Below are 25,459 nucleotides of genomic sequence, written 5' to 3'. Positions count from 1 at the left end.
GAATTTAAAAGGAATTGCTTTTGGCGCGATCTCGTATATAATAGAAGCAGTAGACAATCTGAAAAGGAGGCAGGAATATGGATATCTTAGTGGTAGTAGATATGCAGAATGATTTTATTGACGGAGCGCTGGGAACGAAAGAAGCGGTAGCGATCGTGCCAAAAGTGGTGGAGAAGATCAAAGGATTTAAAGGGCGTATCCTTTATACCAGGGACACCCATAGCGAGAACTACCTGGATACCCAGGAAGGCAGGAACCTTCCGGTTCCCCATTGCATCAAGGGAACCAAAGGATGGGAACTTCATCCAGAGATTGAAGCGGAGCGAGAAGAGATGCCCATTGACAAGCGTACATTTGGAAGCGATGCGTTAGGCCCCCTGCTTCGGGCCCAGGATCAGGACTTAAAGGCAAAAGGGGAGACTGGTATCGAATCCATTACATTCGTAGGCCTGTGTACGGATATCTGCGTAATCTCCAATGCCATGATTGCAAAGGCATTCCTGCCGGAAGTGCCGGTCATTGTGGATGCTGCCTGCTGCGCCGGAGTTACGAAAGAGAGCCATGAGAATGCGTTGAAGGCGATGCAGATGTGCCAGATCAAGGTGCTTAAGGCATGATGGCCCGATTCTTATGGGTGGGATTAGGAGGGGCGATTGGGGCCATTTTCAGATATATCATCAGTCTCATTCCCTGGAAAGGCGATTTCCCGGTGCTGACGCTGGTGACGAATCTGGCAGGAGCCGTTCTCATCGGAGTTGTCGTGGGTCTGGCGGCAAAGCGCGAGGCTGGCCCTTACGCCGTCCTGTTCCTTAAAACGGGAGTATGCGGCGGCTTCACTACTTTTTCCACCTTCTCCCTGGAATCGTTAAGAATGCTTAAACAAGGACAGAGGGCGGCTGCCCTGCTTTATATACTGCTCAGCGTGGCCGGATGTATCGTGGGGGTGTGGCTGGGAGAAAAATTGACGTAAATCATCTGGTGCTTTCCATAGGTTTGTTATATAATAAATACATTACTGATAATGAGAGATTTTATATACTAGAGGATGAGGCAGACGATGGAGAGACGAAAAGAAAATGAGAGGACGCCAGTAGATTTCTTTCCTTTATCATATAGCCAGCAGAATATCTGGAACCTGGAATCGGCACATCCAGGCCTGCCTATGAATAATATCTGCACGGCGCTTAAGATAGAGGGAAATTTGAATATTGAATACCTTCAGAGATGTATAGAACTTGCATACAAGGCATTCCCAACCCTGCGGCTTAGAATTACCGTAAGGGATGGCAGACCGTGCCAATATATCTCGGAAGAGATTCCCGGGAGAGCGGAATTTTTCGATTTTACAGGAACGAATGAACAGGGGATTGATACCTGGTATCAGTCTGTGGCAAGAGAACATTTTACGCTATGTGATTCTCCGCTTTGTCAAATGCTTATATTTAAGCGGTCAGACAGTTCAGGCGGAATATTGACAAGAGTCCATCATATTGTTGCGGATGCATGGTCGCATGCGCTTGTGACAAATCATATTATTTATAACTATTTTCAATTATTGCAGAATAAAGAGACACAGTGTCAGATTGCGCCTGATTACAGGCTTCATATTGAATCTGAGCAGAAATATATGCAGTCGAAGGTTTATCAGAGGGACCGGGATTACTGGAAGGAGCAGTTAAGAGATATCTTGCCGGCACTGGCTAAGGAGCATCAGTGCGCCCATATCAGCCCCGTGGGACTTCGAAGGTCCTATCCGCTTCCCGGCCGCCTGAACCGCATGATCGCAAGGTATTGCCAGCAGGAGAAGGTATCCCCGTTTGCAGTGTTCTATATGGCTCTTGCCATCTATTTGAGGCGGGTAAGAGGACAGGCGAGATTCTGTATCGGGGTTCCTACGATCAACAGGCTGAACTACAAGGAAAAGCAGTCAGGAGGAATGTTTGTCAATACGCTTCCTTTTGTAAATGAACTGGATACGGCATCTACCTGGAATGAGTTCAATGATAAGTTAAAAGACGATTGGTTTCATCTGCTGTATCATCAGAGGCTGCCTTTCGAGGACATTAAGAAATTGGCTAACGCGGGAAATGAGGTGGCGTCAGACCAGCTGTTCGAGATCGTTCTTTCTTACCAGAATGGCAAGATGGATCATCTGAGAGGGGCCCACGTGACGCTGGAGGGCCGATGGATGTACTGCGGCTACCAGAACGAGACCTTGTGCATCCACTTAAGCAGCAGGGATGCCAGCAATCAGTTCGTAGTGGATTACGATTACTTGACCCAGATATTCTCTGCGTCTGAGATTGACGCGCTGCATGGCCGCCTGGTAAAGATCCTGAAAGAGGCGCTGAAGAATCCGGACCTGCCTGTGGGCAAACTTCCCATCCTGGAAGAAGAAGAGGAAGAACGTGTAATCTTTGACTTTAATAAAACGGATGCCTGGTATGACAGGAACGCCGGGATTGGAGAGAGCCTTCTGGAGGCAGCAAGAGAGAATGAAGGGAAGATCGCGCTGATCTGCAGGGGGAAGCGGATTTCCTATGAACAGCTGATGGATGAGGCAGCCTGTATCGCAGGAGGAATCCGACAGCTTCTGCCGGAAGGCAGGCATACGGTTGCCCTGTTGTTACGGCGGGAGGAAGGACTGCTTGCAGCCTTGTGCGGAATCATCCTGTCCGGCAACAGCTGGGTGCTGATGGATCCGGCGCAGCCTCAGGGAAGGATCGCGGACTTATTAAAAGACAGTCAGGCGGCGCTTTGTATTACCGACGATTTTCTAGCCTGGCCTGGTACGGATATAGCGGCAAGGACTCTAAAAGAATTGTATGGCAGCCAGAGGATAGAGATACTTCCGCCAGAGGAAAAGCCGACAGACCTGGCATACCTTGTGTATACTTCCGGGACCACAGGGAGCGCCAAAGCCGTGGAAGTAGAACAGCACAGCGTGATGAATCTAAAAGAGGCGATTAAGGATCTGTACCCAAAGGGGGCAGTACTGTCTATCTGCAATGTAGGGTTTGACGCATTTCTTCTGGAGAGCGTCATTGCCCTTCTGAATGGGGCCACTATCGTGATGGCTACGGAAGAAGAGATGAATGACGCGCAGAAGATTGGAAGGCTGATCATGGACTACGATGTGGGATTCATGGCATTGACTCCTTCCAGGCTTAAAGCCTACCAGAACGATCAGGTATTCCTGCGCTCCCTGTCCCATATAGAGACGCTGATCTGCGGCGGGGAGGTCCTGGGACCGGACACCTATCTTAAACTGCGGGATTATACGTCGGCGACCCTTTATAACCAGTATGGTCCTTCGGAGACAACCGTTGCCGTTAGCCATGCGGCAGTGGACGGAAAAGGACCGGTTACGATCGGACGTCCCCTTTCCAACTGCAGGATCTATATCCTGGACGAAAACAGGAATGCGCTTCCAGTGGGCTCAGCCGGAGAATTGTATATTGGCGGGGAATGCCTGGCGAGAGGGTACCATAACCGGGAGGAACTGACCAGGGAGCGCTTCGTAGAAGATCCATTTATGGAAGGGCAACGCATGTACAAGACGGGTGACATCGGAAAATGGACGGATGATGGAAGTATCCTGTATCTTGGCCGCAATGACAGCCAGGTGAAGCTGTTGGGACATAGAATCGAACTGGCGGAAGTAGAGTCCGTATTAGGGAGGCATCCGCTGGTAAACGCGGTTGCAGTGACCGTATACGAGAGCCAGCTGATCGCTTATTATATGGCAAAAGAGGAACTGGAAGGGGAGGCCCTTCTTTCCTACGGAGCCCTTTATCTGCCCAGGTATCTGCTGCCGGTATATGCCGCAAGGGTAGAAGAATTGCCGGTAACCGGTAATGGAAAGATTGATGTTGGAAGGCTTCCGAAGCCGGAACTACCCGACATGGAAGAAGCCCCGGCTGATGAATGGGAGGAAAAGATTCTTGCCATCTGGCAGAGGATCCTGGAAAAGCCCGGCCTTGGCATTCATTCGGATTATTTCTTATCCGGAGGGGATTCCCTGAATGCGGTATTTATGCTGACCGAGACAGAGAAAGAATTCGGGAAAGTGATTCAGATACAGGACCTGTATGCCAATAGCACGGTGAGAAGGTTTGCCTGCCTCCTTCGCGGAGCCGGTCTTGAAGAGAGCATCCTAAAAGGCCGCAGGATTCCTAAGGCAAGGGAGAGAGGCTGGTATCCGCCGACTCCGGTACAGTCCGGATTTTTCGTCATGCACAGTCAGGATGCCACAAAGGTAGGCTACAATATGCCGGCAGCCTTCAAGGCCAGCGCCTGGCTGGACTTTGGGCGCCTGGAGCAGGCAGCGGCCCGGATGATAGAAGAGGATGAACTGCTGCGGACACAGTTTGAGATGCAGGAGGGAAAACTGATCGCCAGGATCAGCAGCCAGGCAGACTTTAAGCTGGAATGGATGGAGTGCGGCCGTATAGAGGAAGCCATGGAACACTTCGTCCGGCCATTTGATCTTAAGAAGGCGCCGCTTTTCAGGGCAGCAATGGTGAAGGCGGAAGGAAATGAGCCCTATATCATCATTGACATGCACCATATTATATCGGATGGAATCAGCAGCCAGATCATATTTGAGCGTCTTCATGACTACTATTGCCAGAAAGAGGTTCATCTGCCGGAACTCTCCTATGTAGATTTTGCATGGTGGGTAAATGAAAATAAGGAGACAGCCGGCGTGGAGTGCAGGGAATACTGGAAGAAGATTCTCCCGGAAAAGATCCCAAAGAGCGCTTTTGTGCCGGACAGGCCCAGGCCTTCCGAATTCGACGGGGCCGGAGGCAGATATGGATTTGAACTGCCGGAAGAACTGGATGAGAGCCTCAAGATGTATTGCAAGGATAAGAAGATTACGCCTTATATGTTCCTGCTGGGAGTATTCGCTATGATGCAGGGGCGTTTTGCCCGCGAAGATACCGCAGCCATAGGCTCTCCATTTTCAGGAAGGCGTAATCCGGGACTTGAGAAGATGACGGGCGTTTTCGTCAATACGCTGCCAATCTTTCTGGATGTCGAGGGGGCACAGACGATAGAAGATTACTTTGGGAAGGTCAGGAAATTGGTTGCAGGGATTCAGGATTATCAGGATATTTCCCTGGAAGAGATAATTGGCCTGGCCCACGAGCAGCGCGAGCAGGGGCGCAATCCGCTGTATAGCACGTTGTTCAGCCTGACTCCGGTATCATGTCTTACGACGGTCTTAGGCGAGGCGGAACTTTCCTATGTGCCTTATGACACGCATTCGGTCAAGATCGACTTGCATCTGGAGGCTACCTGTATAGATGGTCATTATCGGTTCTCGATAGAATATGCGGCCTCCCTGTTTGATGAGGTGACAGTTGCATTCTATGGAAGATGCCTGATCCAGGGAATACGCGCAGTCCTTAATGGAGGCGTATCCATGGTGGGAGACATTCCATGGCTTGGATACGAGGATCGGCTGAGGCTTGTCGAACAGCCAAACCGTATGCGGACTCCCTATGACTGCGCCACTGTAGATCAGGCTATGGATGATATGGCATATCTGATGCCGGATAAGAGAGCCGTGGAATGGGGAGAAGGCAGATATTATACCTTCCGGCAATTGAAGGAGCGGTCGGATAATCTGGCAGCCATGCTGCTTGTCAAAGGTGTCCTGCCGGGAGATAAGGCGGCATTTTTGACCAGGCGAAATGGCGACATGCTGGTAATGATGTTTGGAATCCTGAAGGCAGGGGCCGCATATGTTCCCATAGATCCGATGTTCCCAAAGGAACGGATACGCTACATGCTCAGGCAGGCAGACGTGAAAGTGGCTGTGTACGACAAGGAGACAGAGCCATTAGATGATATGCCCTGCCAGGTCTTAAAATATGAAGGGCCGCAGGAAGTGACAAAAACAGCGCTTCCCGCAAACTCCCCGGAAGATGTAGCCAACGTCATCTTCACTTCCGGATCTACCGGAAAGCCCAAAGGGGTAAAGATGCTTCATAAGTCCCTGTCCAACTTGATGGCACATTTAGATCCGCTTCTGGGAGGACAGGAGCAGAAGATTTTATGTGCGTCCAACTGTGTATTTGACGTATTTACGACGGAGACCATCCTGGCATCCGCAAAGGGACACGGAATCAGCATTGCCGATGAGGAAGAGATGATGCTTCCATGGAAGATGGCAGAAAGAATCCGAAGAGACAAGGTTTCCATATTGCAGCTGACTCCGTCAAGGATATTGATGTGCCTGAACGATGAAAGTTTCTGCAAGGCATTGGCGGACATTCAGATCATCATCCTCCTTGGAGAGCCATGGACCATGGAACTAAAAGACCGGCTCTGCGCCCTTACTGAAGCGCGGATATTCAATATCTATGGACCTACGGAGACTTCGGTGCATAACTGTCAGGGAGAGATCCGCATGGAGCGCAGCATTCATATCGGGAAGCCGATCGGGAACTGCCGCTATTATCTTCTGGATGAGGAGAAAAAGCCGGTGCTTCCCACCTCAGTGGGAGAGATCTATATTGCCGGAGAGTGCCTGTCGGCCGGGTATATCAACCAGCCGGAACTGACCAGCGAAGTTTTCGTCCCGGATATCCAGAATCCGAAGGAAAAGATGTATAAGACCGGGGATCGGGGAAGACAGCGGGCTGATGGAAACTGGCAGTGTATCGGGCGGGTGGATACCCAGCTGAAGTTAAATGGACACAGGATTGAGCCAGTGGAGATTGCAACCGTCATGCTTCAATCCGGGCTGGCTAAGGAGGCAGCGGTGGTTCCCATCATGAAGGATGGAATTCCCAGATTCCTTAGAGGCGCGGTGGTTCCAAAGAAGGAATACCAGGAAAAGGAGATGCGCGCTTATCTTGAGGATCGGCTTCCGGACTATATGCTTCCGTCCGAAATCATCCTTTTAGATGAACTGCCAAGGACGGCCAGCGGAAAGACGGATTTGAACCAGCTGGCGGCTATGGAGAAGAAGCAGGAGGCAATGCCAGGAGCCGGCGAGAAGGCCTGCGAGGCGAAGCCCATGACAGAAGAAGGTGCGCTGAATGCAATTTGGAGCGAGGTTCTGGGTAAGGATCCGGATCCTGACGTATCCTTTTTCCAGCAGGGAGGGACCTCCCTTACGGCAATTATTATATTGAATCAGTATCATCAGAGACAATTGGCATTTTCCATCAATGATTTCTATCATTATCCGACTCTGAGAGAGCAGATTGACAGGCTTTGCAAAAGGCAGGCAGAGCCGGAAGAAGAAAAGAAGGCGACCTCGGATGGCATGGATATGCCAAGACTCCCCAGATACCTGCCTACAGTTCCGTGCATTCCTGTAAAAGAAGGCGCGGCGCTGGTCACAGGGGCAACCGGATATCTGGGAAGCTATCTGGTCAAGGAACTGGCGGATGCCGGGAAGAAGGCCTACTGCCTGGTAAGGGGCGACGAGAAACGGCTGTATGATTCGCTGCAGTGGCATTTTGGCCCCCAATTCTGCCGGGAGCATCAACACCTTCTGATTCCTGTAGTCGGCAGCCTCACCCAGGAACATTTCGGACTGGATGACGAGAACTTCGCAAGGCTTGCAGACGAGGCAGCCGTGGTATATCACTGTGCGGCGGATGTCAGGCATTTCGCGCCGGAGGATGAACTGCTTAAGACCAATGTGACAGGAACCAAGAGAGCCATTGAATTCGCGAGGGAAGCCCGCGCATCTTACATGCATATCTCTACGGTGAGCGTGGCAGGGGAATATCTGCTGGATGCGCCGCAGGCAAAGGCCATCTTTGAGGAACAGGATCTGGATGTAGGCCAGAACTGGATGGAGAATCCGTACGCCAAGAGCAAGATGCTTGCCGAGTATGAGGTGACGAAGGCTCAGGAAGAGGGGCTGGCGGCCAGAATATTCCGGGTAGGCAGAGTGGTATGCAATTCTTACTCAGGGAAGTTCCAGAAAAATCAGGAAAGCAATGCATATTACCGGCTGATTAAGGGACTGCTGGAATTCGGAAAGATGCCGGAGGAACTAGGTGATATAGGTCTGGAGACCACTTATGTGGATCTGGCTGCCAAAGCCATTGTAGGACTCTCAGAAGAGACAGGAGGAGCATTTCATATATTTAATCCGAAGGAAATATCCATCCGGAAGATACTGGATGGCTGCGGGGAGATTCAGGCAGTAGGACGCCGGGAGTTCGAGCGGGAACTTGAGATCGCAGGTGCTTCGTCGGATTCGCCTTATATACAGGCACTTTCGCAGAGCTGGTTCTCAGGCGAACTGGCCGCTTCCCATATGATTATGGATTGCAGAAAGACCCAGGAGGCGCTGGCAAAGATCGGATTCTGCTGGCCAGAGCCGGATCCGGAGATATTAAAGATATGTTTTATGGAAAGCAGAGGTGAGTGAGGCTATGACGACATTGACGGCCCATATCATAGATATTGCCGTGGCAATCTTGGCATTTTTCATTATCAGCTGCATTATCAAGGGGAAATTGCTGGTTGTCCAGAAACTTTACTTATTCTCTGCAATCTGCCTTCTGATCTGGCTGATCGCAATCAATGGGATGACTATCACCAACAGCCTGGGAAGCCTGCAGGTGTTGGATGCCATCACCTGCGCCTGCTCAGCACTGATGGTGGTGACCATACTGATGACATCCATCACCTATACGAAGAATCTGGTGAAGATTCCCAGGTGTTACTGGCTGATTTATGTGCTGCCGGTCATCACTTCGCTGATTGTGTTTACGAACCCGCTTCACCATCTGTTTTATAAGCATTTTTCCATCTATGCTTCGGAGGTGCGGTTTGGCCCGCTGTTTATCCTGTCGGGAGGACAGTATTATATCTACTGTATTCTGTCCGTATTCATCATGATGCGCTATGGGTTCCGGAACCGGCACAGAAGAGTGTTCGGACAGGTAAGCCTGTATATCGGGGGACTTCTGGCTCCACTGGCGGTAAACGTGCTGGTTACATTAAAGATTGTGTATCTGTCGATCGCCGCAACCCCGATCGCATTCCTATTTACCATAGTCTGCCATGGAATTGCAGTTTATTACCTGAATTTCCTGAACATCAAGCCGCTTGCCCTCCAGAATATGGTGGATAATATCTCGGAAGGCTATGTCATCCTGTCGGCAGACAGCTGCATCATATATTCGAATGCGGTGTTCGATGATATATTCGGAGCTTCCTATCAAATGAGCGTGAATTCTTATTTGAACGTCATTGTAGATGAACTGGAAGAGCGAAAGAAGAATGTCATCTACAATCTTCTGAATTTCTTTGACGTGTGCAAGCAATCCATTCATGCCATATCCTATGAGCAGGCAGTTTTGGGCGATAAAGGGAAGATCTATTACTCCGTGGAGCTTACGCCTATTTTGCAGAAGCACCGCCTGATTGGCGTTGTGGCCATGTTCCGGGACGTTACCAGCCTTAAGGAGGAGATGAAGCGCAAGCAGCAGAGCTTAAGCCGTGCCATGGAAAGAGAGCGGCTGATTTCTCTTGGACAGATGATCGGCAGCATATCCCACAATCTAAAGACTCCCATCATGGCAATCTCGGGAGATGTAAAGGCTCTGGATAATCTGGTAAAGGAATATTATGACAGCATCGGCGACCCGGAAGTGACCCCCGAGGATCATCAGGAGATTGCCGGGGAAATGAAAGAGTGGCTGGGAAAGATCCAGGAATGCTGCTCGTATATGTCAGATATTATCACCACGGTAAAAGGTATGGCCGCGAACCTCAGCACGTCTTCGGAAAGCGAATTCACCGTTGAAGAGGCGCTTAAAAGGGTACAGATGTTCTTGAAGGGCAAACTGGTCAAGAACGGCTGCCACCTTATGATTAAGGACGAATTGCCGGAAAACACGGTGATCCGGGGAGATGTGAACAATCTGGTACAGGTTCTGAATAACCTGGTGGACAATGCCTGCGATGCAATGGAGGAGCACGGGGGAAATATTATTCTGACGGCAGTCAAAGAGGAGAAAGAGGTCATTCTTTCGGTCAGAGATTCCGGTCCGGGGATATCCGAGACAGTAGGCAGAAAACTGTTCCGATCTATGTACACGACGAAAGGCATTAAGGGGACCGGATTAGGATTGTACAGTTCGGAGGAGATTGTCAGAGGAAAGTTCGGCGGCAAGATGTGGTTTGAGAATAATCAAGAAGGTGGTGCTACGTTCTATGCCGCGATACCGATGGAAGGCGAGTAAGTTACGAAGAAGAGGATAAAAAGATGCGCAAAAACAAAACTGGAGAAAAGAAAAATGGATATACACTGATGATCCTGGATGATGATCAGAATATACTGGATGCGCTGGGGGCAAATTTCCGGTCTATGGGCTATGAAGTAGAGACCCAGTCCAATCCGCTGCGGGCGCTGGAGCAGCTTAAGATCCGGCATTATGACATCCTTCTGCTGGACTTTATTATGAGTCCTATCTGTGGGGATGAAGTGGTGGCAAGGCTGCGGAAATTTGACCGGAAGATATTCGTGATCATGCTGACCGGGCATAAAGAACTGGCTCCGCCGCTTAACACCATCCGGGAACTGGATATACAGGGGTACTGCGAGAAGAGCGACCGTTATGACCAGCTGGAGCTTTTGGTGGAAAGCTGCGTAAAGTCTATTCAGCATATGAATACCATATACCGCTATAAGGAAGGGCTGTCACAGATTCTTTCCTCTATCCCGCCGATGCACAAGATGCTTCCCATAGAAGAGATCGCACAGGGGATACTGGAAGAACTGGCGAAGCTGTCTGGCTGCAAGGACGCATTCGTCTGGATCAAGCCGGATAATGTACTGACGGATATAGAACTGCTGGATCTGCCGGAAAATATATTTCAGGGAAAAGGCTGCTATGACAAGGACTTTGAAGAGATCACAAAGGAGAAATATGAAGGGGATATCGCTGCCATCTATGAAAGTATGGAAAGCGGACAGATAATAGCGGATGATGATCGGCTTATGATCCCGCTATCGGATCGGAAGGAAGTCGTCTTAGGAATCCTGGGGATCAGCAAGCCGGGCGAAAAGGATCCGACCCTTATGGAACTGCTGAGTGTCTATGCGGAACAGGTAAGTGCGGCGCTGCATAATAATCTGCTTCGTCTGCTGATCAACGCCAATAATAAGTGCCTGTCTGAAGCAAATATGAAGATACAGAACAGTTATATGCAGACGGTGGAGGCGCTCAGGCTTCTGGTGGATGCCAAGGATCTGTACACAAGAGGCCATTCTGACAGAGTGTCCCGTTACAGCGTGGAGCTGGCTAAGGAACTGGGAAGGAGTCAAGAATTTATCACCCAGGTACGGGTGGCAGGCCTGTTACATGATATTGGCAAGATCGGAGTCTCGGATGCCATACTGTGCAAGCCGGATAAACTGACGGAAGAAGAGTACGCAAGCATTAAGAAACATCCGGGAGTGGGGGAGGAGATCCTTTCCTGCATGACCATGTTTGATAACTTGGGCGCTATCGTATGCGCCCATCATGAGCGCTATGATGGGTCAGGATACCCCAAGGGACTGAAAGGAAAGGATATACCGGAAGAGGCGAGAATCCTATCCATCGCGGACGCGTTTGACGCCATGATGTCGGACCGGCATTACCGAAAGAGGCTGCCCTATGAGGATTGCATAAGGCAGCTGAAGGACGGAAGCGGGACGCAGTTTGATGGAGAACTGGTGGAGGCATTTTTGAAGGTACTGGAAAGATATGATGCAATCAGCGAAGAATTACAGTGGACTTATGCATAAAAGATAAAGAGGAAAGAATATGGGACAGAAAATCATTTATAACCAGGTAACAGAATACCAGACGCTGCCCCAGTGCCTGATGGATGTAGAGCAGAGGCACCGGGGGAAAAGCGTAATTACCACCTATGACTTAAAAGGACAGGCGCACAGCGTGAAGTTCGAGGAATTCGTAGCAGACGTGCGGGCAATGGCTGGTTCGCTGTTGACGAAGAAACTGGCCAGGAAGCACGTGGCCATCGTAGGAGAGAATTCCTATGAATGGGTGGTTGCCTTCTGCGCGATAGGCTGTATCGGAGGCATAGCTATCGCAGTGGACATAGACCAGGCCGGAGATGAGATTCTGGCAATGACAGAATTTGCGGATGCCTGCTGCGTGTTTGTGGATGCGGCATTTCTTGACGTATTTAAGGGAAGCCAGATGCAGTATGTCATCATGCGCGGCGAAGGAGCAGAGGATTCCTATCACCGCCTGCTCAAAGAAGGGGAGAAGCTGCAAAAGGAGAATCAGTGGAAGGACTTTTCATTCTGCCCGCAAGTGGAAAAAGACGATCCGCTGGCTATTGTCTATACGTCAGGAACCACCAGCGTATCCAAGCCGGTGGTGCTGTCTCAGTACAACATGATGTTCAATGCCTGCCACACCCAGTCGCTGGTGAAGGTGGGAGAGCGGCTGTTCAACCCGCTGCCTCTTTATCATACTTACTCCCTCGTGTGCGGAGTGCTGGACGGGATATCCCAGGGGGCGGATATCTGCATGAATACGAGCCTTAAGACGCTGATGAGGGATCTAAGGCTCTATGAGCCGGATACACTGGTTGCAGTGCCGATGATTATGGAAAATCTTCTGAAAGAAGTGCATCGGCGCCAGGAAATTGCCGGTACCAGGGAACGGGCGATGCAGGCGGTTGAAAAGTATACGAGAAGGAAGAGGATGCATCTTCCATGCAGTCCGTATCATGAGCAGGCGCTGGAGCAGCTGGTAGGGCCGAACCTTAAGTTTATCCCCTGCGGAGGCGCCCAGTTAAGCGTCAAAGTTGCAGAAGAACTGCAGGCGTATGGTGTCGGAGTCTATCAGGGATATGGAATTACAGAATGCAGCCCGCTCATAGGCAGCAATATGAATAAAAAGAATAACCCCGCTTCTGTAGGATTTCCGATTCCGCAGACGCAGATCCGGCTGGACGACGGAGAGATTCTGGTAAAAGGCCCATCTGTCTTTAAAGAATATTATAAGAATACCCTGCTGACAGAGGAGAGTTTTACCGATGGGTGGTTCCATACGGGGGATATCGGCTACAAGGACAGAAAAGGCTATCTTCATATCTGCGGAAGAAAAAAGAATCTGATCGTATTCAGCAATGGCAAAAAGGTTGTGCCGGAAGAACTGGAAGGCTATATCCAGGAGATCCCTTTGGTGAAGGAAGTCATGGTATATGGGGCATCGGCCGGGACCGCCATAGACGATGTCACCTTGTCCGCGCTCATCTGCATTGATGAGGAACGGGCTGACACGAATGATACCTTCCAGCTGCTGGAACAGGTTCAGGAGGAAATTACGAAATTAAATAACCGGCTTCCTGATTATAAGAGGATCCAGTCAGTCAAGCTTACAGAGTCGGAATTTAAGAAGACATCCATCCAGAAGAAAAAACGCAGGGAGGTGACGGGATAGATGGAAGAAAAAGTATTGGAGGTCCTCCGTGAGGTAGTCTACGAAGTCACAGGCATAGGCAATCTTACTATGGACACGGAATTTGTCAATGATCTGGCATTTAATTCCATGGATCTGGCGAATATGGTCTGTGCGTTTGAGGCCAGATGCGATAAGGAGATCGATATACGGGACGTTAAGAATATGGTTCAGGTGAAAGATGTGGTGCGCTATATCATGGACCACGGCCTGATGGAGGAAAAGGACTGAGAGAAGTGCAGTGCTGCATCGTAAAATTACGGCGAAGCGGGGCAAGGATGACTGGCATCCGGCCTGCTTCGCCGCAGTTCTTTTATTCGGGATAATGAAGCTGGTCTTCGGTGATGCTCTCCAGTACTTCATCCAGATACTTGCGGGCCAGATAGTTTGCCATTGGAAGATTCATATCCAGATAATTGCCGCAGTCTCTGGCGCTGGCACCTGGAACATCCCCTTCATAGCCTGCTATGAAGGCAAACATTTCCTTCATGAGAGGCAGGATGTCCCGGGACTGATATTCCCCGGACAGAATCAGATAGAAGCCGGTCCGGCATCCCATAGGACCAAAATAGATCGTCTTGTCTGCATATTCTTCATGGTTGCGAAGAAATGTAGCTGCCAGATGCTCTATGGTATGGACTTCGGCAGTGTTCATCACCGGCTCGTCATTAGGGCTGGTCATGCGCAGGTCAAAGGTGGTCACCGGATGGCCTTCTACATAGTCGATCCGGGACACATACACGCCTGGAACCAGGCGAAGGTGGTCTATTGTAAAACTTGTGATTTTTTCCATAACTTACACGCTCCTTTTCTTTTTCGTTGTTATTATAGCATTTTTGACGTGAATTTACTATGAAAAACATTCGAAGGTATGATATACTAACAAGGTACGTTAAGGAGGCATATGATGAAGTTATATATTGTCAGGCATGGCGAGACGGATTGGAATAAAAAGAGGAGAATTCAGGGCCAGGTGGACATTCCCCTCAATGATTTTGGAAGATCATTGGCGAGGAAGACGGCAAAGGGACTGTCGGGCATACCATTTGAAGTATGCTATACCAGCCCGCTTGGCAGGGCAAAGGAGACGGCCAGACTGATTCTGGAAGGCAGAAAGACGCCGATTTTGGAGGATCAGAGAATTATCGAGATGTCCTTCGGAGATTATGAAGGCAAATGCTGCTCAAAGAGCAACTGGGAATTGCCGGAGAAGTTTCGGAGGTTCTTTGATGACCCGGCGCACTATGAAGCCCCTTGCGGAGGGGAAGATTTTATGGACGTCAGAGAGCGTACCGGCGAGTTCCTTAGGGATATCTGCGGCAGAAGGCAGTATCAGCTGAGCAACATATTGATCACGACTCATGGAGCAGCGCTGGCTGGGCTGCTGAACAATATCCGGGGTGAGGAACTGTCCCGGTACTGGGGCGTGGGAGTCCACAAAAATTGTGCCGTGACGGAAGTGGAAGTGACGGACGGCATACCCCGGATCATATCAGAGAATGTGGCCTATTATGACGATGAGATAGAGCCATGGGAAGAATAGAAAAGACGTGGAGGAAGAGAAGATGATGAACGATAAGAAAGTATTATTTAGCGGCATGCAGGCGACTGGAAATCTGACGCTTGGCAATTATCTGGGGGCACTCAAGAACTGGGTTACGCTGAGCGATGAATATGAATGCTTCTACAGTGTTGTCGATATGCATTCCATCACGGTAAGACAGGATCCTGCGACTTTGAGAAAGAGGGCGAGAGCGCTTCTTACGCTCTATATAGCGGCAGGGCTTGATCCAAAGAAGAACTGCATCTACTACCAGTCGCATGTATCCGCTCACGCGGAACTGGCGTGGATCCTGAACTGCTTTACCTATATGGGCGAACTGAACCGGATGACCCAGTTCAAGGATAAGTCAGCAAAGCATGCAGATAATATCAACGCCGGACTTTTCACTTACCCGGTACTTATGGCTGCGGACATTCTTCTATACCAGGCAGATGTGGTGCCAGTAGGAGTGGATCAGATGCAGCATCTTGAGATTACAAGAGACATTGCCGAGCGGTTTAATAATATTTATGGGGATGTATTCACCGTACCGGAAGCATACATCGGAAAAGTAGGCGCAAAAATCATGAGCCTTCAGGAACCATCCAAGAAGATGTCCAAGTCCGACGAGAATCCCAATGCCAGCATCTATCTGATGGATGATCCGGATACCATCATGCGCAAGTGCAAACGCGCTGTGACGGATTCCGAGGCCCAGGTTCTATACCGGGATGCACAGCCGGGAATCAAGAATCTGATCGATATCTACAGCGCATGTACCGGCAAGAAGGCGGAAGAAGTAGAAAAAGAGTTCGATGGAAGAGGATACGGAGACTTCAAGACAGCGGTAGGAGAGGCAGTCGTATCTGTGCTGAAGCCTCTGCAGGACGAAGTGGCAAGGCTTGAGAAAGACAAGGCGTATATTGACGGAATTATTAAGGAGAATGCGGAAAAAGCAGGATACTTCGCCAATAAGACGCTGCGGAAAGTCCATAAAAAGATCGGCTTCCCGGAACGAATCCGCTAGGCAGGATCTAAAGAGGAATCTACGATGAGAATTCAGACGGCAGGAGAGCAGAAATACTATGATTTTATTCAGGAGAGGGCTAAGAGGCTGCAGACGGGCATGATTGTCTGGGGCAGCCTTCTGGCCCTGGCCTTTATCTGCTTGTTTTCCAATATCGTAATTGCGGCTATTCTGGCAGTGGCCGGAGCCTTTCTTGCAATGACGAATATAAAAGCCAGGAGCGGGCTGAAAGGCAAGCTGGATCAGATCGAGGATAAAGAAGAGTTCTTCCGCCAGCTTACCGCTCCCGATGTGGCAGAATTTCCGGACTGCCATGTTATCATTGCCAGAGATTATATTCTGGTTTTTAAAGAGGACATATTCATCTACGCTTTTGCAGATATGGGAAAGGTGGAGGTAGGAATCCAGGGAGAGGTAAAAAAGGTGCTCTTCCTTGCAGACCGGCAGGGAAAACGCCATGAGATCATATCCACTGCCAAAGGAGACGGGATGCAGCGGGAGTTTGACCGGGTCTACGAGACGCTGAAGGAGAGGCTGGGCAGACGGAACTTGCGGGAAAGATAAATAAACGGGGCTGTAAAAAACACCCCTAAAGAAAAATCGCTGAGGTCGTGAGACTTCAGCGATTTTTTGGTATAATTCCTAATCGTCTTCTTCGCTCTGGACGGTGTAGGTCTGTCTCTTTCTGGCCATCTCGTCATTTTCCAAATACTCGTCGTATGTGGTGATCTTGTCGATCAGCTTGCCGCCCGGCACGATCTCCATGATACGGTTGGCAGTGGTCTGCACGATCTGATGGTCATGGGAGGTGAACAGGATCACGCCCGGGAACTTGATCAGCCCGTTATTGAGCGCCGTGATCGCTTCCATATCCAAGTGGTTGGTAGGCTCGTCCAGGAGCAGCACGTTGGCTCCGGAGATCATCATCTTGGACAGAAGACAACGGACTTTTTCGCCTCCGGAGAGTACCTTTATCTTCTTGACGCCGTCATCCCCTGAGAAGAGCATACGTCCCAGGAAGCCCCGGACATAGGTTACGTCCTTGATTTCGGAGTATTGGGTCAGCCATTCTACGATGGTATACTCATTTTCAAATTCTTTTCCGCTGTCCAGCGGGAAGTAGGCCTGGGATGTGGTAACGCCCCATTTATAAGTTCCTTCATCCGGCTCCATCTCGCCGGTGAGAATCTGGAAGAGCGTGGTCTTTGCCTGCTCGTTGCCCCCCACAAAGGCTACTTTGTCTTCGCGGTTCAGAGTAAAAGTAATATTATCCAGCACTTTTTCGCCATCAATGGTCTTGCTGAGTCCCTCGACAGTGAGTACTTCGTTGCCGATCTCGCGGTTCGGGCGGAAGTCGATATACGGATATTTACGGCTGGATGGCTGGATATCATCCAGCTGGATCTTTTCCAGAGCCCGCTTTCTGGAAGTCGCCTGCTTGGATTTGGAAGCATTAGCGCTGAACCGGGAGATGAATTCCTGGAGTTCCTTAATCTTTTCTTCCTTCTTTTTGTTGGCTTCCTTCATCTGACGGATCAGAAGCTGGCTGGATTCATACCAGAAGTCATAGTTTCCGGCATAGAGCTTGATCTTTCCATAGTCAATATCCGCAATCTGGGTGCAGACCTTATTCAGGAAATACCGGTCATGGGATACGACGATGACTGTATTCTCAAAATTGATCAGGAATTCTTCCAGCCAGGCGATGGCGTCCAGATCCAAATGGTTGGTAGGCTCATCCAGAAGCAGAATGTCCGGGTTGCCGAACAGTGCCTGGGCAAGAAGAATCTTGACCTTTTCCGGGCCATTCAGGTTCTTCATAATCTCATAGTGATATTCCGTGGAAATGCCAAGGCCGTTCAGAAGAGTAGCGGCATCGGATTCTGCCTCCCATCCGTTCATGGCGGCGAATTCCGCCTCCAGCTCGCTGGCTTTTATGCCATCTTCATCGGAGAAATCTTCTTTGGCATAGATGGCTTCCTTTTCCTTCATAATCTCATAAAGTCTGGCGTTTCCCATCATTACAGTGTCCAGGACGGGATATTCGTCATACTTGAAGTGATCCTGCTGGAGGAAAGACAGACGCTCCCCCGGAGTGATGATGACATCGCCCTTGGTTGGCTCCAGCTGTCCGGAGAGAATCTTTAGAAAGGTAGATTTTCCCGCGCCATTGGCGCCAATCAGGCCATAGCAGTTTCCTTCGGTAAACTTGATATTAACATCTTCAAACAGGGCCTTCTTGCCGACCCGTAGCGTCACATTGCTTGTACTGATCATAGTATCTGTATGCTCCTTATATATTTGATCTTTTCATATTATATACCCAGCCTATCTTAACAAATATCATGTGAAATAGCAATTAATTTCTGGAAATTGAGAGATTTGGAGAAGATACAGTTTCATTTCCAGTGAAAATGGGTATATAATAGCAAGTAAGAAAGCGGGGTATAAAATTATGACGACAGCAACGATTGTACTTGAGGGAGGGGCTACCAGGGGAGTGTTTACTTCAGGCGCCCTGGATTATCTGATGGAGCAGGATTTGTATCTGTCCCATGTGATCGGCGTATCGGCCGGCTCCTGCAATGGAGTGGACTATGTTTCCAAGCAGCCCGGCAGAACCAGGGACTGTATGATACACAAGGAGAAAGAGTATAACTATTATTATGGATTTACTAAGTTCATACGGGAAAAGAGCCTGCTAGATATGGATATGGTATTTGACAAGTATCCCAATGAACTGTTTCCCTTTGACTTTGAAACCTATTTTGCCTCGGAGATGGAGTGCGAGATCGTGACTACGAACTGTGAGACTGGACGGGCAGAATATATGAAGGAAGAGGGCGACAGAGACAGACTTATGAAACTGTGCCGGGCCTCCAGCAGCATGCCGCTGGTATCCCCTATCGTGAATGTGGACGGGATTCCCTATCTGGACGGAGGACTGGCGGATTCGATTCCGATTAAAAGGGCGCTTGAGAAGGGAAATGATAAGATTGTCCTGATCCTGACCAGGAATCCGGGATACCGCAAGAAGCCTACCACGAAGGCGGTAGCCAATCTGTACCGGAGAGCCTATAAAAAGTATCCGAATCTGGTACGTACCACCATACGGCGCAATCATGTATATAACAGGCAGATGGAACTGGTAGAACGGCTGGAGGAAGAAGGAAGAATATTCGTGCTCAGGCCGCTGATCCCTACAGTGTCAAGGCTTGAGAAGGATTATGATACGCTGATGCATTTCTATGAGCATGGCTATAAGGCTATGAAGAAAGAATACAAGGCGCTGATAGAATATCTGGAAGCCTAGCAGAAGAAGGAGGAAAGAAGATGAATCTCTACGAACACCACATAGCGACAAACGATTCCCAGCAGATGTCCAAAGTCACCAATATGATCCGGGAAGATATTAAAAAGAGTCACATATCAGAAGGAATCGTCGTAATTTACTCTCCCCATACGACGGCGGGATTTACCATTAATGAGAACGCGGATCCGGATGTCGTGCATGATATGCTCTATGGACTTGAAGAATCATTTCCTACCAGGACCCGGTATTACCAGCACATGGAAGGCAACTCCCACGCGCATATTAAGACCAGCTTCATGGGGCCGTCCCAGACTTTGATCCTGCATGACGCAGAACTGGTGCTTGGCATCTGGCAGGATGTGTATTTCTGTGAATTTGACGGACCAAGGAACCGTACATTCTATGTCAAGATCATAGAGGGATAGAAGATGGATTACCGCACATTATCAGAGTTTCTGGCGCTTGCAGAAAAATTAAAGTGTTACACGCGGCATTCCTGGACTTCCGGCGGGAGACAGGAAAGCGTGGCAGAGCATACTTACCGCCTGTGTGTGTTCGCCTGGCTTGTAAAGGAGGAGTTCCCCCAATACGACATGGACCGGGTAATCAGACTCTGCCTGTTCCACGATCTGGGAGAGGCGGTGACCGGGGATGTGCCCTGCTTTTGGAAAGATGAAAAGGACGAACGCAGGGAAGAGGAGGCGCTTGAGAAAATCGCGGATATGCTTCCCTACCCATATAAAGAGGAACTTCAGGAAATATTCAGGGAGATACACAAGAAGCAGACTCCCGAGTCCAGGCTGGCCTGCGCCCTGGATAAGCTGGAGGCGGTCATCCAGCACAACGAGGCTTCGATTGACACCTGGCTGCCGTTAGAGTACCAGCTTCAGCTTACGCATGGGCAGGAGCAGTGCCGTGATATTCCATATATGAAGGAACTCCGGGATGCCATATCCCGGGATGTACGCGATAAGATCCAAAGAGAAGGTTCAAGGCAGGACTCCGTGGAGGCCGGATATGCAGCCAGTTCCGACAGAAGGAAGCTGAACTTTAAAAGGGTGGTAGAATTGATGCGGCAGTCCTACTGGGCCAAAGACCGATCCGAGGAGATGATCCGCAAGGGCATGGAGCAGTCCAAAGCCTATGGCCTGTATGATCCGGATGGATATATGGCAGGATACGCAAGAGTGATCACGGATGAAGTCAGCATGTTCTATTTATGCGATGTGATTATTGATGAGAAATTACGCCGCCAGGGCTTGGGAAGCATCCTGATGGATAAGATTATAGAAGAGGAAGGACATCTTAGAGGAATCCTTCGTACCAGGGATGCGGTGAGATTTTATGAAAATTATGGTTATAAAGTGGTAGGCGGCGAAGATAAGACGCTTATGATAAGGGAAGCCAGATAGGAAGGCTTCCCTTTTTATGACTTAATAGGCGACTTCCTGAAGATAAAGTCCTTTGGGGTCGCAGGGAGCGCTTGCCGGCTGTCTGCCCGCGAAAATCTCCTCGATATCTTCCTTTCTTCTGGTGCCAAAGCCGATATCCATCAGCGTGCCTATGATGAGGCGCGCCATATTGTGCAGGAAGTCATCCGCATGTATCAGAATCTGCATCTCCTCCGTATCCCCATATACCTCGATCTCAAATATCTGTCGTTCCGTGGACTTGCTCTTCTTCGCGGTGGAGAAGTTCTTGAAATCATGCTTTCCGATCAAAAGCATGGCAGCCTGCTGCATCACCCGCTTATCGGGTATCTTAAAACAGTGGTAGGTGTACTTCCGGTCAAATACGCTTGGAACGTCATCGATGGTCATGCGATAAACGTAAGTCTTGGAGGTGGCATTTAACTGGGCGTGGAAACGATCCGATACCTCCTCAACCTCCGTGATGGCGATATCCATGGGAAGATAGCGGTTGAGATAATGCTTGATCTCCAGGACATCCATCTTGGACTCCGTCTTGAAGTTGGCGATCTGGGCATAGGCATGGACGCCTACTTCCGTGCGGCATCCGCAGTTCAGCTCGATCAGATATTCGCCGCTCATCTTTCTTAAAACTTCTATTATCTTGTTGGATACCGTATTATTGGATTCTTCCTTGCCAAGGCGGGTCCAGCCCTGGTAGCGGCTGCCGTCATATTCTATCGTTAATTTGATATTCCTCATTCGCGTTTCTCCTTTGATCATCTGTCATCTATCTGTATCATTGTACAATGGAAAGTACATAAAATTAATTTAAGTATATCAAATCTTGTGCTATAATGAAAGAGTCTGGCAAGAAAAGAATAGAAAGAAATTGTAGGAAACAGTAGGGAAGGGCAAGTCATGGTACATTCAATATCGAAGGAAGAACTGCTGAAGGCAGGGTGCCTGCATGCCGGGAAGCTGGATGAGGCATTTGCGTTATACAGAAGCGCGATTATATCTGCAAATAACGAATCCGATATGCTTGTTTTCATCAGGAGACTATATAGCGAGAATAAGGGGGCTGTTTTTGCGGACTTCTATTATCCGGTTCTGGATGCGCAGTCCCAGGAAAGATTCCGGGCATGCCTGGAGGGTCCGCAGCTTAAAATGGCAGAAGCGTTCCAGGCATCCGACGGACAGGTATATTACCCGCTTAAAGAGGAATGGATGCTGGACTTCCTTGTGATGGCCACAGCCAGGAACTGGCTGTTTTCAACATTTTATTTTGCTGATAAAAAAGCGATGCTGTGGGGAAACTATGATTTGAAATTTCCGATATTCTGCGATAATGAAGCAAATCTGCAGGAATACATGGAACTTGCCAAAGTATATGGATTGGAGTGTCATAAATGAGTATAAAGAGTAAAAAAGTATCAGAATCAATGGTGCAGACCGTTCATATGGTCCGGCCTAACCACCTGAACGCGGCAGGCCGTCTGTTTGGAGGCATGCTGATGCAGTGGATTGACGAGGTGGCCGGACTGGTGGGAAAACGGCATACCCATATGAACGTGATCACCGCTTCTGTTGATAACTTAAGATTCTTAAGAGGCGCTTACCAAAGAGACGTGGTAGTCATCATTGGGCAGGTGACGTATGTGGGAAATACTTCCATGGAAGTCAAGGTAGATACCTATAAGGAATCCCTGGAGGGAGAACGCACGCCGATCAACCATGCTTTCTTTACAATGGTGGCGCTGGATGAAAACGATAAGCCGACTCAGGTTCCAAGGCTTGAACTGGAGACTGACGAAGAGCGGGAAGAGTGGGAGAGAGCGAAAAAAAGACGCGAAATCCGCATGATGCGAAAGGAAGAAGGCTTCTAGATATAAAAAAGCAAGGCGTACAAACTGCACGCCTTGCTTTTTTGAAACGCTTGGAAAGGGCGGGGCTGCCCGGCGGTATCAGGACACTGCCTAGGCACCGCCCTTTTTCATGTAGGTGGTCACCATCTTTACCATGTTCTCAATCTGCTCCTGCTCTTCTTTGGGCTTCCCTTCTTTGAGAACGGCGATGATCAAGGACATCTCATCAGGGGTAAAACGGACGCCTTTTTTGTTGGCGCTGGTAATCAGCGCCATCATCACGGGAGCCAGGGACTTGCCTGACTTGCCCTGGGTCTGCTTGGACGCGGTCTTGATCAGTTCCAGCTTCACCGGGTCGATATTCTTCATTGCGGGATGGTTGATCCAATCATTCATTGTCTGATTCTCCTTTCTGATTGTCCGAATTGGCTTGATTCATTTCTTCGTCAAACATGCTGCTGTACGCATTGAACATTTCCTGCTGGTCGGGACTTAGCATGCCTTTCATCAGATCCATGGGATTAAAGGCGCCAAAGCCCTGGCTTGCGGAGCCATCCGAATTCTGGGAAGCAGCCTCGGACATTTCCTGCATTCCCTGCATCATTTCCATCATATTCATCATGGCTTCCATCTGTTCCATCATTTCTTTTTCTCCCGGCTCCATGAAAGGCTTCAGTTCCTCTATCATTCTAAAAGAAGGACCATGGGAGGAAAATCCGTGGAAATATTCCATAGTGTGCCTTAATTCCAGAAACTTTATATAGATCGCCATAAAACGCTGCGTGGATTGGGGAGTGTATGGAAGCAGCAGTTTTAAAGAATACAGATAAGGCGGCGTGACCATGCTGTCAAAAGGGGTCATCGGCTTTGGTGGTTTTCGTTCCATAGGCACTCCTTAAAATAACGTTGTAAATATATATGTTACGAGAATGGGATTTATGAAATATGCCCAAACTAAATATAAAGATTTCCATATATTATAAGGTAGGAATGAAGTATGTAAAGGAGACAGGTCCATGAACAGGAAATTAATCATTGACGGAAACGCAGTATATGAGATTGATGAGGAATGCATGCTGAAGAAACGTCTCGATGAAGAGAAACGCAAAGAGGATGAGCCAAAGAATTCACATCAGGATAAAAGAAAGGAGGCGGAGTGATATACTCCGTCTCCTTTTTCCCTGCCCATAGGATTTTCCTATGGGCAGGGTTCTTTTTCGTCAGAAAAGGATTAGCATCCGCATCCGCAGTCGCATCCATTGTTATTGCCGCCGAAGCCGCCGCAGCAGCAAAGAAGCAGGATGATCCAGATACAGCTGTCATTGCCGCATCCATTGCCGTTGCCGCCGAAGCCGCCACAGCAGCAGAGAAGCAGGATGATCCAGATACAGCTGTTGTTGCCAAAGCCACATCCGCAGTCTCCTCCTCTTCCTACAGAATCACAGCCACATCCACAGTTCGTAGCACTTAAATCGCTCATATTGAAATCCTCCGTTTATGATGATATTTACAGTACATAATATGCGGGGGTTTCCAATGTGTGAGATGATTTGAATTAATATTTTACCAGCCGCTTTACAGAGTGCTGGAAATGGAAGGCTTTCTTCTGCAGCCTTAACTTTTCAACCACTGGGATTTTCTCTTTTACATAGTCATCGTAAAGCGTGAGAAGATAGGCAATGGTAAGGTTCCGGTTTTTATACCAGGTAAAAAGAAGCCAGTTCATAATATCAGGATGCCAGTACTTTTCCGGAATGCTGGCGCCGCGCAGCAAGATGACGTATTTGATAGCCTGCATGGACAGCTGGGCGAGCCTGCTTGAGCGGTCCTTCTCCTTGAAAAGGGCGTCGCTTTCTACAATAATATCGTACAGCGCGCTGGCAGCCTTCCAGTATGTAACAAAAGTAGGGGCACAATCCTCCTCGGGCTCCTCCTCATTACGCAGATCGAAGGTCTGCATCACAGCTGTACGCCCGGTAATCTCCCTGTCATATTCGGAACGTTTCCTGGGATCTGAAAGGATGCGGTAGGCCTCCAGGATCTCCTGCATCTGCTCCGTCGTGTCAACTCCCAGCTTCATATTTACATCAGGATGGTATCTTTTGGCCAGAAGGTTCTTGGCAGCGGTAATCTCATCCATCGTGGCTTTCACAGATACCCCTAAAATATCATAATAATTCTTGTTCTCCATTATATCCTCCCCTTATCAATACATGGACCTAGAACATAATTATCTTACGACAAATCTGGCAATAAATCAATTTTATTTCAAAGAAATCTTTTAATTTCATTTTAATACGAACGGGCATCCCTTTAACACCCATTTTATATGCGTCATGCTATCTTGAGATTAAGGAAAGGAAGATAAGAGATCAGGAGGTAATCAATATGAAAAAGAAAGCGTATGACGAAGTGATGACAGACCTGTGCATGAAGGTGAAAAAATATATAGAAGAAAAGGACTGGGATTCTTGTATGGAATTGATTCCAAGATATATGGAACGGTACCCCAACAGCGCGGTACCTCATAACCTGCTGGGAATCGTACTGGAGAGCCAGGGGCATCATCCCGATGCAATGCGGCATTTCCGCGCGGCATGGTCGCTGGATCCGACATTCCTGCCAGCAAGCCAGAATATAGATGCCTATTCCCTCTATGACAGCGAGAAGGACGTCAAGCCGGCCTATACGGTGGATGACTGCCTGCCAGAGAGGCAGCCAACCCTATTAGAGAAATCCGTTTTTTTTCTGAGACGCCTGTGGACGGGCAAAAGGAAGGTCCAGGCGGCATAGGCCAGAAATAGCTGCTATATAAGCAATACGCTGTAAG

General features: G+C 49.0%; 24 protein-coding genes. 17 read left to right on the top strand and 7 right to left on the bottom strand.

The genetic code is table 11. The features are described 5' to 3' along the window. Window positions 1-77: 77 nt before the first annotated feature. The 7 genes from K0036_RS10985 (at window position 78) to K0036_RS10955 (ending at window position 13,700) form a co-directional block, all read left to right on the top strand. Complete coding sequence (locus K0036_RS10985; RefSeq protein WP_220429730.1) at window positions 78-617, top strand: cysteine hydrolase family protein; 540 nt, start codon at window positions 78-80, stop codon at window positions 615-617. Then, on the top strand, window positions 614-970 hold the full coding sequence (crcB, locus tag K0036_RS10980; protein ID WP_220429729.1) for a fluoride efflux transporter CrcB: 357 nt from the start codon (window positions 614-616) through the stop codon (window positions 968-970). The genes K0036_RS10985 and crcB overlap by 4 nt, the downstream gene beginning before the upstream one ends. Before the next feature lie 87 nt (window positions 971-1,057). After that, window positions 1,058-8,407 (top strand): non-ribosomal peptide synthetase, encoded by a 7,350-nt coding sequence (locus tag K0036_RS10975; protein ID WP_259283283.1) that lies wholly within the window; start codon window positions 1,058-1,060, stop codon window positions 8,405-8,407. Between the two features lie 4 nt (window positions 8,408-8,411). Then, window positions 8,412-10,229 (top strand): histidine kinase N-terminal 7TM domain-containing protein, encoded by a 1,818-nt coding sequence (locus K0036_RS10970; RefSeq protein ID WP_220429727.1) that lies wholly within the window; start codon window positions 8,412-8,414, stop codon window positions 10,227-10,229. A 23-nt stretch (window positions 10,230-10,252) separates the two neighbouring features. Then, window positions 10,253-11,779: an HD domain-containing response regulator gene (locus K0036_RS10965; protein WP_220429726.1), complete on the top strand. Its 1,527-nt coding sequence runs from the start codon at window positions 10,253-10,255 to the stop codon at window positions 11,777-11,779. A 19-nt stretch (window positions 11,780-11,798) separates the two neighbouring features. Next, entirely contained in the window at window positions 11,799-13,451 is a 1,653-nt protein-coding gene (locus K0036_RS10960) for an AMP-binding protein (protein WP_220429725.1), read from the top strand. Beyond that, complete coding sequence (locus K0036_RS10955) at window positions 13,452-13,700, top strand: acyl carrier protein (RefSeq protein WP_220429724.1); 249 nt, start codon at window positions 13,452-13,454, stop codon at window positions 13,698-13,700. 82 nt (window positions 13,701-13,782) lie between these two features. On the opposite strand, the gene K0036_RS10950 is transcribed toward K0036_RS10955, so the two are convergent. Then, the gene (locus K0036_RS10950; RefSeq protein WP_025643276.1) at window positions 13,783-14,262 is read right to left on the bottom strand and encodes an S-ribosylhomocysteine lyase; all 480 of its coding nucleotides are present in this window, start codon (window positions 14,260-14,262) and stop codon (window positions 13,783-13,785) included. A 114-nt stretch (window positions 14,263-14,376) separates the two neighbouring features. On the opposite strand from K0036_RS10950, the gene K0036_RS10945 reads away from it, so the two are divergent. Genes K0036_RS10945 through K0036_RS10935 form a run of 3 tightly spaced genes read left to right on the top strand, consistent with a single transcriptional unit; the run spans window position 14,377 to window position 16,603 of the window. Further along, the gene (locus K0036_RS10945) at window positions 14,377-15,012 is read left to right on the top strand and encodes a histidine phosphatase family protein (RefSeq protein WP_173694539.1); all 636 of its coding nucleotides are present in this window, start codon (window positions 14,377-14,379) and stop codon (window positions 15,010-15,012) included. A 22-nt stretch (window positions 15,013-15,034) separates the two neighbouring features. After that, window positions 15,035-16,039, top strand: a complete 1,005-nt coding sequence (gene trpS, locus K0036_RS10940; protein WP_025643278.1) for a tryptophan--tRNA ligase — start codon at window positions 15,035-15,037, stop codon at window positions 16,037-16,039. A gap of 24 nt (window positions 16,040-16,063) precedes the next feature. Continuing rightward, complete coding sequence (locus tag K0036_RS10935) at window positions 16,064-16,603, top strand: hypothetical protein (protein WP_220429723.1); 540 nt, start codon at window positions 16,064-16,066, stop codon at window positions 16,601-16,603. A 78-nt stretch (window positions 16,604-16,681) separates the two neighbouring features. Here the strand turns inward: K0036_RS10935 and K0036_RS10930 are convergent, their stop codons facing one another. Continuing rightward, entirely contained in the window at window positions 16,682-18,316 is a 1,635-nt protein-coding gene (locus K0036_RS10930; protein ID WP_220429722.1) for an ABC-F family ATP-binding cassette domain-containing protein, read from the bottom strand. A gap of 178 nt (window positions 18,317-18,494) precedes the next feature. On the opposite strand from K0036_RS10930, the gene K0036_RS10925 reads away from it, so the two are divergent. The 3 genes from K0036_RS10925 to K0036_RS10915 are packed head-to-tail and all read left to right on the top strand — an operon-like array spanning window position 18,495 to window position 20,764. Continuing rightward, the gene (locus tag K0036_RS10925) at window positions 18,495-19,352 is read left to right on the top strand and encodes a patatin-like phospholipase family protein (protein WP_025643281.1); all 858 of its coding nucleotides are present in this window, start codon (window positions 18,495-18,497) and stop codon (window positions 19,350-19,352) included. A 20-nt stretch (window positions 19,353-19,372) separates the two neighbouring features. Beyond that, a complete protein-coding gene (locus K0036_RS10920; protein ID WP_025643282.1) occupies window positions 19,373-19,777 on the top strand; it encodes a secondary thiamine-phosphate synthase enzyme YjbQ in 405 nt (134 codons plus the stop codon). A gap of 3 nt (window positions 19,778-19,780) precedes the next feature. Next, window positions 19,781-20,764, top strand: coding sequence for a bifunctional HD family hydrolase/N-acetyltransferase (locus K0036_RS10915; RefSeq protein ID WP_220429721.1), 984 nt, complete (start codon window positions 19,781-19,783; stop codon window positions 20,762-20,764). Window positions 20,765-20,785: 21 nt separating this feature from the next. Here K0036_RS10915 and truA read toward each other — a convergent pair whose 3' ends face one another. Further along, entirely contained in the window at window positions 20,786-21,523 is a 738-nt protein-coding gene (gene truA, locus K0036_RS10910; RefSeq protein WP_025643284.1) for a tRNA pseudouridine(38-40) synthase TruA, read from the bottom strand. 159 nt (window positions 21,524-21,682) lie between these two features. On the opposite strand from truA, the gene K0036_RS10905 reads away from it, so the two are divergent. Next, window positions 21,683-22,177, top strand: coding sequence for a hypothetical protein (locus tag K0036_RS10905; protein WP_220429720.1), 495 nt, complete (start codon window positions 21,683-21,685; stop codon window positions 22,175-22,177). Continuing rightward, window positions 22,174-22,650 (top strand): acyl-CoA thioesterase, encoded by a 477-nt coding sequence (locus tag K0036_RS10900; protein ID WP_025643286.1) that lies wholly within the window; start codon window positions 22,174-22,176, stop codon window positions 22,648-22,650. Before K0036_RS10905 ends, K0036_RS10900 begins: the two co-directional genes overlap by 4 nt. 90 nt (window positions 22,651-22,740) lie before the next feature. Here the strand turns inward: K0036_RS10900 and K0036_RS10895 are convergent, their stop codons facing one another. Continuing rightward, the gene (locus K0036_RS10895) at window positions 22,741-23,025 is read right to left on the bottom strand and encodes a hypothetical protein (RefSeq protein WP_220429719.1); all 285 of its coding nucleotides are present in this window, start codon (window positions 23,023-23,025) and stop codon (window positions 22,741-22,743) included. Then, a complete protein-coding gene (locus tag K0036_RS10890) occupies window positions 23,018-23,515 on the bottom strand; it encodes a hypothetical protein (RefSeq protein WP_025643288.1) in 498 nt (165 codons plus the stop codon). The genes K0036_RS10895 and K0036_RS10890 overlap by 8 nt, the downstream gene beginning before the upstream one ends. A 130-nt stretch (window positions 23,516-23,645) precedes the next feature. Here K0036_RS10890 and K0036_RS10885 point away from each other — a divergent pair, with 130 nt between their 5' ends. Further along, window positions 23,646-23,789 (top strand): hypothetical protein, encoded by a 144-nt coding sequence (locus K0036_RS10885; RefSeq protein ID WP_196813485.1) that lies wholly within the window; start codon window positions 23,646-23,648, stop codon window positions 23,787-23,789. A 71-nt stretch (window positions 23,790-23,860) separates the two neighbouring features. On the opposite strand, the gene K0036_RS10880 is transcribed toward K0036_RS10885, so the two are convergent. Together K0036_RS10880 and K0036_RS10875 are read right to left on the bottom strand one after the other, a co-directional pair. Continuing rightward, on the bottom strand, window positions 23,861-24,109 hold the full coding sequence (locus tag K0036_RS10880; protein WP_025643289.1) for a hypothetical protein: 249 nt from the start codon (window positions 24,107-24,109) through the stop codon (window positions 23,861-23,863). A gap of 75 nt (window positions 24,110-24,184) precedes the next feature. Then, entirely contained in the window at window positions 24,185-24,820 is a 636-nt protein-coding gene (locus tag K0036_RS10875) for a J domain-containing protein (protein ID WP_025643290.1), read from the bottom strand. 197 nt (window positions 24,821-25,017) lie between these two features. Here K0036_RS10875 and K0036_RS10870 point away from each other — a divergent pair, with 197 nt between their 5' ends. After that, window positions 25,018-25,422: a hypothetical protein gene (locus K0036_RS10870; RefSeq protein WP_025643291.1), complete on the top strand. Its 405-nt coding sequence runs from the start codon at window positions 25,018-25,020 to the stop codon at window positions 25,420-25,422. The last annotated feature ends 37 nt before the right edge of the window (window positions 25,423-25,459 follow it).

Source organism: [Clostridium] scindens (assembly GCF_019597925.1).
Taxonomy (GTDB): domain Bacteria; phylum Bacillota; class Clostridia; order Lachnospirales; family Lachnospiraceae; genus Clostridium_AP.
This window is presented reverse-complemented; position numbering and strand designations above follow the sequence as displayed.